Raw genomic sequence first — 13620 nt, 5'->3', positions numbered from 1 at the left:
CTGTCTAATACCAAAAGTGCCGGGATTCCCATGCCGATATGGCATGATGCCGCGATGGAGATCAAGCGCCTGCGGTACTTCCTGGCCGTCGTCCGCGCCGGTACCGTCACCGCGGCGGCCGAGCGGCTCCATCTCGCCCAGCCCGCGCTCTCCCGGCAACTACGCAACCTGGAAGACGAGTTGGGGGTCGTGCTGTTCGACCGCTCCGGCCCGCGCCTGCGGCTGACCAGTGCCGGCCGGCAGCTCATCGACAGTGCGACGGACCTGGTCAGCCGCGCCGACCAGATCGAGTCGGTGGCGCATCACATGGCGCACGGCGGGCTGCGTCGCGTGGTCGTGGCGGCCTCGGAGACCACGATCCACGAAGTGGTCGCCCCCTTCGTGGCCCGGCTGTCGCCCGCCGACCCGTTCGTCTCGATCCGGGAAGTGCCCGCACAGCAGGTGCCCCATACGGTTGCCGAGGGTGCCGACCTCGGCGTCGCCGCGACCGCGCCGGTCGCCCATGGGCTGAGCTGGCGGCCGCTGACGGACGTTCCACTGCGCGCCTATGTCGCCGCCGCCCACCCCTGGGCCGTCCAGCGCCGCGGCAGCGTCGAACTCGCCGAGCTGGTCCGGGAACGGCTCGTGCTGCTGACCGGCGAGCACCCGGCCAGGGCCGTACTCGACCAGGCGGTCGTGGCGGCGGGCCTGGCCTTCACCCATGTCGAGGAGAGCTCCACCGCGCGGATGATCCAGGCCCTCGCCGCCGCCGGATCGGGCGTCGGCGTCGTCACGGACCTGCCGCACTTCTCCGCCCATCCGCTGCTGATCACCACATCCGACGGAAATCCGCTGCGGCTGGCCCTGCACGCCTGCTGGCCCACTCAGCACTACGCGGCCCCCGCGATCGCGTCCTTCGTCGCCGGTCTCGGAGAATTCGCCACCGCCCATGTCCGCCCGGCGGCCTGGCGGCTGGACGCGGGCGGAGACGCCGGCCGTCGTCCGCCTTCCTGACCACGACGAGGGCGGTGCCGCGGCGCATTCAGGGCGTCATCGCGGCTCCGGATCTCAAAGGGGGCGGCACCTTGTGCGGAGGTGCCGCCCCCTCTCACTCCCCCCACGGGAGCTGTTGCCGCGCGCATCGGCTACGTGCGGCAACACAAGTGCCCAGTCGCCGTAACGTACTCGTCACCCCCCACGGGAACGAGCGAACTGGCTCTGAGCACCGCCTGTTGAATTCCGGACAGCCCCGGGAAGCTTTTCCCGGTGGTCCCCGGCTTTCCTGGGGAACAGCTTTCCTCTTCCGGGCTCCGCGCCGCTCCCCGTTTCACATCTGGCTAAAAGGGCGTGGTGACTGACCGTGCCAGCGTGCATACTCATCGGTGATCGGGGGGCGGTCGCATGTCATGTGTGGGGGTCTGGTGCTCCGTGTTCATTTCAGTGAACTCGATCTGGCCCGGCTGCGGATGGCGGTTCGCCCGGACGCGCTCTGGGAAACCGTTTTAAGTTTCCATAGGTTGCGGGAGAACCGGGCCGAGACCGTATACGGGAAATGGCGTTCCGAGGCGCGAAACCGACTCAACGGCGAAGCGCGGCTGCTTGCGCCGCTCATTCCGTCGCGCGGCTATTTCCCGGACTTCCTGACACCCGCCGAAGGGGTAATCGGTTGCGATGCCGCGATGTCCGCGCTGCGCGCCGTCCCGGGTGAGCGCTTGCACACGGAGCTGGCCGGGCTTCCGGGGTTCCGGGCGCTCCCGGGGTGGATACGGGATCTGGCGCAGGGCGAGCGAAGATCGCTGGACCGCCTGATCAGCACGCTGCGCGCCTACCACCAGGCCGCCGTGGCCCCGTACTGGCCGCATATCCAGGCCCGGATCGAGGCCGACCGGGTGGCCCGGGGCCGTGCCCTGCTGGACGGGGGCGCCGACGGGCTGCTGGCCTCGCTGCCGCCGACGATGCGGTGGCGGGCGCCGGTGCTGGAGGTGGACTATCCGGTGGACCGCGATCTGTGGCTGCGGGGGCGGGGGTTGCTGTTGTTGCCGTCGTTCTTCTGCCGGGGGACGCCGGTGGCCTACCGGAACCCGGATCTGACGCCCGTTCTGGTCTACCCCGTCGAACACGCCCGGTGCGGTCTGATTCCCCGCCCCGAGCAGCGGCCCGCCGTGGCGTCCGGGCCCGGGGCCGGGTCCGGGGCCGGGTCCGCCCAGACGCTCGGCAAGCTGGTCGGGCAGACCCGCTCGGCGGTGCTGCTGGAGGTCGGCGGCGGCTGTACGACCAGTGAACTCGCCCGCAGGGTCGGCGTATCGCTGGCCTCGGCCAGCCAGCACGCCAGCGTGCTGCGCGAGGCGGGCCTGGTGCACACCCTGCGCCAGGGCAGCGCCGTCCTCCACACGCTGACCCCGCTGGGCGCGGCGCTGCTGCGGGGCGGGGCCCCGGGGGAGCGCGTCTTCGGCGTACCGGCGGCGCTGCCGCCGGTCGCCACGAGCGGACGGGGGCCGTCAGGGCGCGGATGAGGTTTTCCGGCCCCTGGCGAACTCCATCAGACCTTCTTCGGGGGACCCACGGCTTTAGCCGAGGGAGCGTCGAATCCTTGGGCCGGAGCCGCGTAGCGGTGGAGTCCACTGCGTTGTCAGTGGCGGCCGGTAGAGTGACCACATATGCGTTGACCTGGGGAAACGGGTGAGGGGCGGGCTGCGTTTTGTTGCGTGCGTATAAGTTCCTGCTGCGCCCTACGGCCCGTCAGGCGGTTGCGCTGGGCGAGATGCTGCGGGATCACTGCTCGCTGTACAACGGAGCCTTGCAGGAACGCCGCGATGCCTACCGGCACGCCTCCAGGACGAGTATCAAGTACGGCGACCAGTCCGCCCAGCTCAAGGAGATCCGGGCGTTCGACCCCGAGCGTCAAGGCCGCTGGTCGTTCTCCTCCCAGCAGGCCACCCTGCGCCGCCTGGACAAGGCGTTCCAAGCGATCCGGCGGCCGCCGCCGCGGCCGTCACCGCGGCCGCCACCGCGCATCTGTCCCAGACCGAGGTCTGGCTGCGGCGGTACGCCCCGCTGCCGGACGACGGCCCGGCCGCCGGATGAGCCCAACCGGCCACAGGCTCTCAGTCGTCGATGCCCGTGCGCTCGACGCCCGCGACGATGTAGCGCTGCAGCACCAGGAAGACCACCAGCAGCGGCACGATCGACACCGCCGCCGCCACGAACAGCTCATGGAGGTTGACGGTCTGGGCGGTGGTGAACGTCGACAGCGCCACCTGCACCGTCCAGGCGTCCCGGTCCTGCCCGATGACCAGCGGCCACAGGAACGAGTTCCAGGCGCCGATGAAGACGATCGTGCCCACCGCCGCGAACACCGGCCGGGAGTTCGGCACCACGACCCGCCAGTACGTACGCCAGTAGCCGAGACCGTCCACCCGCGCCGCGTCCTCCAGCTCCCTGGGGAAGCCCAGGAAGTACTGGCGGAAGATGAACGCCGCGACCGCGCTGAACAGCGTGGGCACCACCAGACCGCGCAGCGTGGACACCCACCCGAGCGAGCTGACCAGCACGAAGCTGGGCACGAAGGTGACCGCCGCCGGGACCATCAGGGTGCCCAGGATCCAGTAGAAGACCACATTGGCGTAGGCGTACGGGATGCGCGCGAGACCGTACCCGGCGAGCGAGGCCGGCAGCAGGGTGCCCACGGTGGTGAGGACCGCGATCAGCGAGGAGTTGAGCAGCGCGTGCGCCATCGGCACATTGGGGTCGTCGAACAACTCGCTGACGTTGGACCAGTGCAGCTCGCCCGGGAAGAACGTCCACCCCGGGGAGGTGAGGTCCGCCTCGCTCGACAGGCCGTTGCGCACCAGCAGATAGAACGGGATCAGGAAGACCAGCGCGAGCGCGAGCAGCAGCACCAGCCGCACGGCGCGCCCCACGCCGACGAGGGCGTCCCGGACGTCGCGCGACTTCGGGGGAGTGGGCATCAGTCCTCCTTCCGGCCCAGGCCGAACCAGCGGGCCTGCACCACCGTCACCACGGCGATGATCAGCGCCAGGATCACCGCGCCCGCACTGCCCAGACCCAGGTTCTGCCCCTGGCCCAGCGCCGTGTAGTAGAGATAGACCAGCGGCGGACGGGCGTAGGGCGGATAGCCGCGCGAATCCGACAGCAGGTTGTAGAACTCGTCGAACGCCTGGAAGGCGTTGATCACCAGCAGCAGCACCACCGCGACCGAGGTCGCCCGTAACTGCGGAAAGGTGATGTGCCGGAACACCTGCCAGCCGGGCCGCGCCCCGTCCACGGCCGCCGCCTCGTACAGCCGCGGGGAGATGCGCTGCAGCCCGGCCAGGAACAGCACCATGTAGAACCCCGCCTGGAGCCACAGCCGTACGGTCACGATGACCAGCCAGTACCAGGGCGGGTCCGTGGTGGACAGCCAGGCGATCTGATCGGCGCCGAACCAGTCCAGCACGGTGTTGGCCAGCCCGAAGCGCACCCCGTTGAAGATCGACATCTTCCAGATCAGCGCCGCCACCACATACGAGCACGCCACCGGCAGGAAGAACACCGACCGGAAGAACGCCTGCGCCCAGCGCAGCCGGTTGACCATCAGCGCGAGCGCGAGCGAGAGCGCGTAGGTGGCCGGGACGATGAACGCCGTGAAGACCAGGAAGGTCACCAGGCTGCCGGTGAACGCGTCGTCGCCCAGCATCGCCGTGTAGTTGTCGAAGCCGACGAAGTCCGTGGGCGAAACGGTGTTGTGCGCGTCGAAGAAGCTGAGGTAGACGCTCCAGGCCAGCGGGACGTAGGTGAAGAGGGTCAGCCCCAGGACGAACGGGCCGACGAATACCCAGAACCACAGATGGCGGTTCTGCGGGCCCAGGAGCCTGCGGACGAACGCCCCCCGCATCAGCTCTTCTTCTTCACGCGGCGCAGCTCGGCCTCGGCCTTGCGGACCACCGACCGCAGCTCGCCGTCCGGATCGGCCCCGCCCTTGATGATCCGGCTCAGCGCGTCCTGGTAGGCCGTACGGCTCGCGGCGGTCCACAGCAGCGGTTCGGCGTGGCCGTGGTCGGTGGCGAAGCGCACCGCCTCACCGGCCGCGCCCTGCCGCAGCTTGGCCGCCTTCGTGGCGAGCGAGATCCGGGCGGGGATGTGGAAGCCGTAGCGCAGCGCGAAGTCCTCCTGGTAGTCGGTCCGTTCCACCCACAGCCACTTCACATACGCCTTGGCCAGCGCCGTGTTCCGGGCCCGTGCGCTGACCGCGGCCCCGTACGCGCCGACCGGCACCGCGGGCGCGCCGTGCGCCCCGTCCGGGGGGAACGGCAGCACCCCGAAGTCGTCCCCCAGCGCCTTCTTCACCTGCGGCAGCGCCCACAGCCCGGACCACTGCATGGCGGTGAGCCCCTGGGTGAACGCGGCCGGGTCCGACCAGTCGGACGGCGCCCCGAGCAGCAGCGACTTCTCCGCGTAGAGCTGACGCAGCTTGCCGAGCGTCCGGGCGGCGGCCGGGTCGTCGAAGCCGACCTTGCCGTCCTCGGCGACGAGCGTGAGCCCGGCGGCGTTGAGCGGGGTGCCGCCGAGGACGCCGGGGCCGCCGTCATTGCCCAGGAAGAGCCCCTTGACGTCCTTGGTGGTCAGCTCCTTCGCCGCGTCGATCAGCGCGTCGAGGCTGCGCGGCGGCTCCACTCCCGAGGCCTCGAGCATGCTCTTGCGGTAGTAGAGCAGCTGGGTGTCGATGACCTGCGGTACGGCCCAGATCCGGTCCTGATACGTCTTCGGGGCGAGCACGGCCGGGTTGAAGTCGTCCCTGGCCTCGCTGAGGAGATCGGTCAGATCGGCCACCTGACCGCCCTGGATCTGGTCCAGCGTCGGGCCGTTGACCTCGAAGACGTCCGGGCCGGACTTCGTGAGCAGCGCGGCGGCGGTCTGCTGGTCGTAGTTGCCCGGCCGCCACTGCACCTGGACGTTGGCCTTTTCGAACGCGTCGGCGTAGCGCCTGACGGCCTGCTCGGTGCCGGGCTCGCCGTACTGGTGGTACCACTGTTCCAGCACCGGCTGGCCGGCGTGGTCATCGCCGTCCCGCCCGGTGTTCGACCCGCAGGCGGAGGCGAGCGCCCCGGTGAGGGCCAGCCCTCCGCCCGCACCCAGCAGCCTTCGGCGGCTCATGGACATGGGTGTGTGCCCCCTCGTCTCCCGGTCTCGGTCTCCCGGACCCCGGTCCCCGTACGACCCAACGATCAACGATGGAGGCGGATTACGACAGAGGTGTTGCGGGGGGATGTCACTTTTCGGTATTGGAATGTGACGCAGAGTCGACGTCGGTGCCGGGCGCGGCGTCGGTGCCGGGCGCGGCGTCGAGCGCGGCGTCGGGCTCGACGTCGGTGTCGCGCTCGGTGCCGGGTTCGACGTCGGCGTCGATCTCGTCGAAGACGCGCTGGGCGGTGGCGAAGGCTGAGTTGGCCGCCGGGACGCCGCAGTAGATCGCGGACTGCAGCAGCACCTCGCCGATCTCCTCACGGGTCAGCCCGTTGGTGAGCGCGGCCCGGATGTGCATGGCCAGTTCGGCGTCATGGCCGTGGGCGATCAGCGCGGTGAGGGTGATACAGCTACGGGTCCGCCGGTCCAGCCCGTCGCCGGTCCAGATCTCGCCCCAGGCGTAGCGGGTGATGAAGTCCTGGAAGCGGGCGGTGAACGGGGTCGTCCGGGCCACCGCGCGCTCCACGTGCGCGTCCCCGAGGACGGCCCGGCGCACGGCCATCCCGGCGGCGTGGCGTGCGGCGTCGTCCCGTGGCCGCGACGGTGCCGGGCCGTCGAGGTGGGCGAGCAGCGCCCCGGTGACCGCCTCCGGCCGCTCCACGCCCGCGAGGTGCGCCGCCCCGGCGACCTCCAGCAGGCTCGCGCCGGGCGCGGCGTCGGCGATCCGGCGGGCGTGCGCGGGCGGCGTCGCGGGGTCGTCCCGACCGGCCACGACGAGGGTGGGTGCCGTGATCTTCTCCAGGTCGGCCGTCATGTCGTACCCGGCGAGAACGTCGCAGCAGGCGGCATACCCCGCACGGTCGGTGGCCCGCAGATCCTCGATCAGCGCGGCGGCGACGGGCGTACGGGCGAAGTCGTGCGAGAACCAGGTGCCGGGACGGCTCGCCACCATCGCCTCCGTGCCCTCGGCCCGTACGAGCGCGGCCCGCTCACGCCAGACGGCGGGCTCGCCGAAGCGGGCCGAGGAGCAGACGACGGAGAGGCGGCTGATCCGGTCGGGGTGGTGTGCGGCGAGATGCAGTCCGACGGCGCCGCCGATCGAAATCCCCGCGTACGCGAACCGCTCCCACCCCTGATCGTCGGCGAGCCGCAGCACGAGGGCGGCGAGGTCGTCGATGGTGGCCGACCCGTCCGAGGGCAGCAGCGTGGCGGGGGAGCCGCCGTGGCCGGGCAGATCCCAGCGCAGCACGCGGTGGCCTCGGGCGAGCGCGGGAAGCTGTGGCTCCCAGACGGCGAGGGAGGTGCCGATGGAGGGACCGAGGACGAGGGGTGGGGCGGTGGGGGGTCCGGTGAGGTCGTGGTGCGGTGGGGTGTTGGTCATGGGGTGGGGTGCTCCGGTGGGTGGGGGTTGGCTGCTGCGGGGTGGCTGTGGCCGGGTCTGGGGCTGGGGCTGGGGTTGGCGGCCGGGTGCGGGCCGGTGGTTTTTCCCCACCCCGCCCCTTCCCGTAACCATGGGCTCCGCCCCTGGACCCCGGGGCTGCGCCTCCGGGCATCTCCAGCCCCCCGGCGATTGAGGAGCGGGGTCCGGGGCGGAGCCCCGGCGGGGGTGTGGCGGAGCCCCCACGGTGGGGGCCGGGGGTGTCCCCCGGTTCGGGAAGGGGCGGGGTGGGGGCTGGGCCGCCGCGAGGCGTTACCCATCGCGGGACAGGGCGCGGTCCACCAGGACGGGGGCCGAGCCCACGTACGCGGTCGGGTCCGTCAGTTCGCGTAGCCGGTCCGGCGACAGGACGTCCGACAGGGCTTCGGTCAGCCCCGCGCCCTCCTTCGCCGCCTCCGCCAGGAGTTCCTTCGCACGGGCCCGGCCGACCCTCGGCTCAAGCGCGGCGAGAAGGCGTTCGCTGACGATCAGCCCATCCGTCAGCCCCAGGTTCGCGGCCATGCGGTCAGGGAAGACCCGCAGCCCGGCGGCGAGGTCCACGGCGTCGCGGGCAGCCCCGCCCGCGAGCCGCAACAGCTCCCGCAGCGGCAGCCACTCCGCATGCCACGCCCCACCCGGCCGTTCGTCCTCCGCGGCGAGCGAGCCGAGCAACGTGGCGGCATGCCCCGGGGCCTGACGGGCCGCGGCGGCCATCAGCGTGGCACGCACCGGGTTCGACTTATGCGGCATCGCGGACGAGCCGCCCCCCGCCCCCTCCGCCACCTCGCCGATCTCCGTCCGCGAGAGCACCAGCACATCCGCCGCCACCTTCCCCAGCGCCCCGACGGCGAAGGCGAGCGCGGTGCCCAGGTCGGCCACGGGGGTGCGCAGGGTGTGCCAGGGCAGTTCGGGCTCGGCGAGACCGGTTTCCTCGGCGAACCGGCACAGCAGCGTGACCCCGCCGTCGAAGGCGGCCAACGTGCCCGCCGCACCGCCCAGTTGGGCGGGCGGCCGCAGCGCCGCGAGCCGGTCGCGGGCGTCCAGGGCGAGCGCCCGCCAGCCCGCCGCCTTCAGCCCGAAGGTGGTGGGCACCGCGTGCTGGGTGAGGGTGCGGCCGGGCATCGGGGTGTCGCGGTGCGCGGCGGTGAGCCGCGCCAGCTCCGCCGCCGTACGCTCCAGATCGGCCACGATCAGCGGCAGCGCCCGCGCGGCCACCAGCATCGCGGCCGTGTCCACGATGTCCTGGCTGGTCGCGCCCCGGTGGACATACGACGCGGCCTCGGCGTCCGTACGGGCCACCGCCGCCGTGAGTTCGGCGACCAGCGGAATGACCGGATTGCCCCCGGAGCGGGCGCGCAGCGCCAGATCGCGTACGTCGTACAGCTCGGCGCGGGCCGCGCCCGCCACCGCCTCCGCCGCCCCCGCCGGTGCCACCACCCGCGCCAGCGCGGCCTCGGCGTCCAGCATGGCCTGCAGAAACGCCGTGTCGCCGGTGGCTGCCTCCACCGCCGACCCGGTCCGCACCGGGGACAGCAACCCCACGTCGTCGCTACCGGAACTCAAGGAAGACCGTCTCCCCCTCGCCCTGCAAGCGGATGTCGAAGCGATAGGTCCCCGCCGGGGACGCCGCCGTCGCCACCAGCGTCTCGCGGCGCGCCGGTTCCAGCGAGGCGAGCAGCGGATCGGCGGCGTTGGCCTCGGCGTTCTCCGGGAAGTACACACGGGTGAAGAGGTGGTGCAGCAGCCCCCGGGCGTGGACGCACACGCTGATGTACGGCGCGGCGGGCGCGGCCGGGCCGCCCGGCGGCAGCGTACGGGCCGTCCAGTGGCCGTCCGCGTCGGTGGCGATGCGGCCGAAGCCGGTGAAGTCCACGCCGTTGCGCCCGAGGAAGCCGCCGGTCACCGGGTCGCGCCGGATCGACCCGCCCGCCCCGGCGAGCGATCCGTCCGGACCCGCCTGCCACAGCTCCAGCAGCGCGTCCGGGACGGGAGCGCCCTCGCCGTCGCGGACATGGCCGTGGAGCGTGATGGCGCCGGGGTGGCCCGCCGGGGCCATCTCGCCGCCGCCGGGGAAGGGCAGGGCGTAGCCGTAGAAGGGGCCCACGGTGTGGGAGGGGGTGGGCGCGAGCTTCCCGGCGGGTGCGAGCCCTTCGGCGGGTGCGAGCCCTTCGCTGGGTGCGAGCCCTTCGGCGGGTGCGAGTCCCCGCGTGGGTGCGAGCCCCTGCGTGGGTGCGAGCCTCTCGCTCATCAGCGGCCCTCCTCGATCCAGGTGGCGGACGGCCCGTCCAGCACGATGTCCCAGCGGTAGCCCAGCGACCACTCCGGCCGCGACAGCGCGTGGTCGTACGTCGCGACCAGCCGCTGCCGCGCCGAGTCGTCCGTCACCGACTGCAGGATCGGGTCGTAGGCGAAGAGCGGATCGCCGGGGAAGTACATCTGGGTCACCAGCCGCTGGGTGAACGCCGCGCCGAAGACGGAGAAGTGCAGATGCGCCGGGCGCCAGGCGTTCTCGTGGTTGCGCCACGGATACGCGCCCGGCTTGATGGTGGTGAAGTGGTACGAACCGTCGTCGCCGGTCAACGTCCGCCCCACACCCGTGAAGTTGGGGTCGAGCGGCGCGGGGTGCTGATCGCGCAGATGGGCGTAGCGGCCGGACGCGTTGGCCTGCCACAGCTCGATGAGCTGTCCCCGGACGGGGCGGCCCCGGCTGTCCAGGAGCCGTCCGGAGACCGTGATCCGCTCGCCGAGCGGCTCGCCTTGGTGCTGCACGGTGAGGTCGTTGTCGATCGCGGTGATGTCGGTGTGGCCGAAGACCGGGGTGTGCAGCTCCACGGTCTCCGGGTCGCCGTGCACCGCGACCAGCGGCTGCTTGGGGTGGCGCAGCACACTGCTGCGGTACGGGGGGAAGTCGCGCGGCGGGTGGTCGGCGGCGGGAGCGCCCTCGGCACGCGCCTTGCCGTACGACTCCCGTATGTGCGCGAGTTCGCGGTCGATGTCGGACTGGGTGAGAGCCATGTCTGCCGTCAGCCTTACCTTTCCGGCCTTACCTTTCCGGCCTTGCCGTTACGGGATTACCGCTCCAGGACGAGGGCGAGGCCCTGTCCGACGCCGATGCACAAGGTGGCCAGGCCCGTTCCCGAGCCGCGGGCGGCGAGCTGATGGGCGACGGCCCCGGCGAGCCGGGCGCCGGAGGCGCCGAGCGGGTGGCCGATGGCGATGGCGCCGCCGCGCGGGTTGACGATGCCGGGGTCGAAGCCGGGGTCCTGGGCCGACCACTCGGCCAGGCAGCCCAGCACCTGCGCGGCGAACGCCTCGTTGAGTTCGAGGGTGGCCAGATCGGCGAACGAGCGGCCCGCCTTGGCGAGGGCGCGGCGTACCGCCTCGACCGGGCCCAGCCCGAAGTACTGCGGCTCGATACCCGTCACGGCCGAGGCACCGATCCGGGCCAGGGGCTCGCGTCCGGTGGCCTTCAGCCCCTCCTCGTCCACGAGCAGCAGCGCGGCCGCGCCGTCGTTGAGGGGCGAGGAGTTGCCCGCGGTGACGGTGCCGCCGGGCTTGCGGAAGGCGGGCTTGAGCTTGGCCAGGGCCTCGGTCGATGTGTTCTCGCGGATGGTCTCGTCCCGTACCAGCTCGGCGTCCGGATACGGCAGCACCTCGGCGTCGTACGCCCCGTCCTTCCACGCCCGCGCCGCCCTCTCGTGGCTGGCGAGCGCGAACGCGTCCTGCGCCTCGCGGGTGATGCCGTGCTTGTCGGCGATCAGCTCGGCGCCCTCGCCGAGGGCGACGGTCCACTCGGGCGGCATGTCCGGGTTGGTCATCCGCCAGCCGAGGGTCGTGGAGTACATCTGCTGATGCCCGGCGGGGAAGGCGCGCTCGGGCTTGGGCAGCACCCAGGGGGCGCGGCTCATCGACTCCACGCCGCCCGCGAGCGCGATGTGCGCGTCGCCGACCGCGATGGCGCGGGCGGCCTGCAGCACGGCCTCCAGGCCCGAGGCGCACAGCCGGTTGACGGTCGCGCCGGGCACGGTGACGGGCAGCCCGGCCAGCAGCACGGCCATGCGGGCGACGTCGCGGTTCTCCTCGCCCGCGCCGTTGGCGTTGCCGAAGTAGACGTCGTCGACGCGCGCCGGGTCCAGGGCGGGGGTGCGGGCGAGCAGGCCGCGCACCACATGGGCGGCCAGGTCGTCGGGGCGTACCCCGGCCAGGGCGCCGCCGTATTTGCCGATGGGGGTGCGGACGGCGTCGACGATATAGACATCACGATGGACGTCACGATGGACGTCACGCGAGGTGGTCATCGGGTCTCCTTCGCGGGCTTCCCGGCGGCTTTGAGGGCGCGCAGCGCCGCCAGCTCCTGGGGCGTGGGCGGCTCGGTGGTGCCCACGGTGTCGGCGACGGTCAGCTCCCAGCCGGTGGCGGCCCGGACCCGCTCCACGGTGACGTCCGGGTGCACTTCGGTGAGCACCAGCTCGGCGGTGGCCGGGTCGGGGCGCAGGATGCCCAGGTCGGTGATGACGGCGGTGGGGCCGGCGCCCGGCATGCCGAGCTTCTTACGGTCGCCGGGGCCGCCGCCGTGGCCCAGGGTCGTCACGAAGTCCAGCCGCTCCACGAAGTTGCGGGTGGAGTGGCGCAGCACCATGAGCACCTTGCCGCAGTTGGAGGCGATCTCGGGGGCGCCGCCCGCGCCGGGGAGGCGGCCCTCGGGCTTGTCCGGGCCGCGGTCCACGACGGTGGTGTTGATGTTGGCGTGGCGGTCGACCTGGGCGGCGCCGAGGAAGCCGACGTCGATCCGGCCGCCCTGGAGCCAGTAGTTGAACATCTCCGGCACCGGGACCACCGCGTCGGCCGTCTCGGCGAGTTCGCCGTCGCCGATGGACAGCGGGAGCCGGGTGGGCTTGGAGCCGATGGTGCCGGACTCGTAGATGAGCACGAGGCCGGGGTTGACGGTGGCGCGGGCCAGGTTGGCGGCGGTGCTGGGGAGGCCGATGCCGACGAAGCAGGTGGTGGCGTCGGCGAGCGCGCGGGCGGCGTTGACCTCCATCAGCTCGTCGGAGGTGAAGCCGGTGGTTCCGGTGGTGCCGGTCGTCTCGGTGGTTCCGGCGGGGGTCGCGGTCATCGGGTGAGTGCTCCCTCGCTGTTGCGCACGTTGTCCTCGATCCACGTCGAGAACGCCTCACGATCGCGGGCGATCGGGTCCCATGCCTGGTAGAAGTCGTTGTCGCGGGTCGAGTACCCGGTGGCGTAGGAGGGGTGGGCGCCGCCGGGGACGACGGACACCGCGTCGATCACCCACGTCGGCAGGACGATCCCGCCGGGGCGTGGCGTGAGTTCCTCGACGATCTCCTCCACGGTGACCAGTACCCGGTCCGCCGCGAGCGCCGCCTCCTTCTGCACCCCGGTCAGCCCCCACATCTGCACATTGCCGGCCCGGTCGGCCCGCTGGGCGTGGATGACGGTGACGTCCGGGTTGAGCGCCGCGACGGCGGCCAGTTCCTCCCCGGTGAAGGGGCAGACGACGGTGGAGACGGTGTCCGTACGGGTCGGGATGTCGCTGCCGCGATAGCCGCGCAACACGGCGAACGGCAGCTTGGACGCGCCCGCCACATAGCGGTTCGCCATGCCCGCGTGGCTGTGCTCGTCCAGCTCAAGCGGCCGCGGCCAGCCGTTCTCGACGGCGTCGCGGAAGCGGTGCAGTGAGCCCACGCCGGGGTTGCCGCCCCAGGAGAACACCAGCTTGCGGACGAGTCCGGCGCCGATGAGCTGGTCGTAGATGACGTCCGGGGTCATCCGGACGAGGGTGAGATCGGTGATGCCCTGGCGGATGACCTCGTGCGCGGCGGCGTACGGGATCAGGTGGGTGAATCCCTCCATCGCGACGGTGTCCCCGTCGTGGACGAGGTCCGCCACGGCGTCCTCCAGGCTTCGGATGTCGGCCATCGTCACTCCGAGGGTCGGGATGCTCAGTGTGCTGACTAATGTGGTGTCGATTTCGCACGGTGCCATTGGCTGGTGCGCTCGTCAAGGCAGTCTAGGTCGAATCT

12 protein-coding genes and 1 pseudogene are annotated in these 13620 nt (G+C 72.2%); 3 read left to right on the top strand and 10 right to left on the bottom strand.

Features of this window, described 5'->3' with window-relative positions; all coding sequences use genetic code 11:
* The first annotated feature begins 54 nt into the window (after positions 1-54).
* From NP777_RS15445 to NP777_RS15435, 3 genes and pseudogenes are all read left to right on the top strand, one after another.
* Complete coding sequence (locus NP777_RS15445) at positions 55-993, top strand: LysR family transcriptional regulator (protein ID WP_256650718.1); 939 nt, start codon at positions 55-57, stop codon at positions 991-993.
* Between the two features lie 407 nt (positions 994-1400).
* Positions 1401-2492, top strand: coding sequence for an ArsR/SmtB family transcription factor (locus NP777_RS15440; RefSeq protein WP_256650717.1), 1092 nt, complete (start codon positions 1401-1403; stop codon positions 2490-2492).
* A gap of 185 nt (positions 2493-2677) precedes the next feature.
* Positions 2678-2951 (top strand): annotated as a pseudogene (locus NP777_RS15435) (helix-turn-helix domain-containing protein); the annotation flags it as partial.
* Positions 2952-3083: 132 nt separating this feature from the next.
* On the opposite strand, the gene NP777_RS15430 reads toward NP777_RS15435, so the two are convergent.
* From NP777_RS15430 to NP777_RS15385, 10 genes are all read right to left on the bottom strand, one after another.
* Positions 3084-3947: a carbohydrate ABC transporter permease gene (locus NP777_RS15430; protein ID WP_256650716.1), complete on the bottom strand. Its 864-nt coding sequence runs from the start codon at positions 3945-3947 to the stop codon at positions 3084-3086.
* Positions 3947-4873 carry a carbohydrate ABC transporter permease gene (locus NP777_RS15425; protein ID WP_256650715.1) on the bottom strand — a complete coding sequence of 309 codons (927 nt, stop codon included), beginning with the start codon at positions 4871-4873 and terminating at the stop codon, positions 3947-3949. The genes NP777_RS15430 and NP777_RS15425 overlap by 1 nt, the downstream gene beginning before the upstream one ends.
* The gene (locus tag NP777_RS15420) at positions 4873-6138 is read right to left on the bottom strand and encodes an ABC transporter substrate-binding protein (RefSeq protein WP_256650714.1); all 1266 of its coding nucleotides are present in this window, start codon (positions 6136-6138) and stop codon (positions 4873-4875) included. Before NP777_RS15420 ends, NP777_RS15425 begins: the two co-directional genes overlap by 1 nt.
* 109 nt (positions 6139-6247) lie before the next feature.
* Entirely contained in the window at positions 6248-7543 is a 1296-nt protein-coding gene (pcaDC, locus tag NP777_RS15415; RefSeq protein WP_256650713.1) for a bifunctional 3-oxoadipate enol-lactonase/4-carboxymuconolactone decarboxylase PcaDC, read from the bottom strand.
* 309 nt (positions 7544-7852) lie between these two features.
* Entirely contained in the window at positions 7853-9142 is a 1290-nt protein-coding gene (pcaB, locus tag NP777_RS15410) for a 3-carboxy-cis,cis-muconate cycloisomerase (RefSeq protein ID WP_256650712.1), read from the bottom strand.
* Positions 9129-9827, bottom strand: a complete 699-nt coding sequence (gene pcaG, locus NP777_RS15405; RefSeq protein WP_256650711.1) for a protocatechuate 3,4-dioxygenase subunit alpha — start codon at positions 9825-9827, stop codon at positions 9129-9131. Before pcaG ends, pcaB begins: the two co-directional genes overlap by 14 nt.
* Complete coding sequence (gene pcaH, locus NP777_RS15400; protein WP_256650710.1) at positions 9827-10594, bottom strand: protocatechuate 3,4-dioxygenase subunit beta; 768 nt, start codon at positions 10592-10594, stop codon at positions 9827-9829. Before pcaH ends, pcaG begins: the two co-directional genes overlap by 1 nt.
* 56 nt (positions 10595-10650) lie before the next feature.
* On the bottom strand, positions 10651-11877 hold the full coding sequence (locus tag NP777_RS15395; protein ID WP_256650709.1) for a thiolase family protein: 1227 nt from the start codon (positions 11875-11877) through the stop codon (positions 10651-10653).
* Positions 11874-12695, bottom strand: coding sequence for a CoA-transferase subunit beta (locus NP777_RS15390; RefSeq protein WP_256650708.1), 822 nt, complete (start codon positions 12693-12695; stop codon positions 11874-11876). The genes NP777_RS15395 and NP777_RS15390 overlap by 4 nt, the downstream gene beginning before the upstream one ends.
* The gene (locus NP777_RS15385; protein WP_256650707.1) at positions 12692-13516 is read right to left on the bottom strand and encodes a CoA transferase subunit A; all 825 of its coding nucleotides are present in this window, start codon (positions 13514-13516) and stop codon (positions 12692-12694) included. Before NP777_RS15385 ends, NP777_RS15390 begins: the two co-directional genes overlap by 4 nt.
* Positions 13517-13620 lie beyond the last annotated feature (104 nt).

Origin of the sequence: Streptomyces rugosispiralis (genome assembly GCF_024505145.1) — a bacterium.
Taxonomy (GTDB): Bacteria; Actinomycetota; Actinomycetes; order Streptomycetales; family Streptomycetaceae; genus Streptomyces; species Streptomyces rugosispiralis.
Note: the sequence above shows the minus strand (reverse complement) of the source record. Positions and strands in the feature narration are given on the sequence as shown.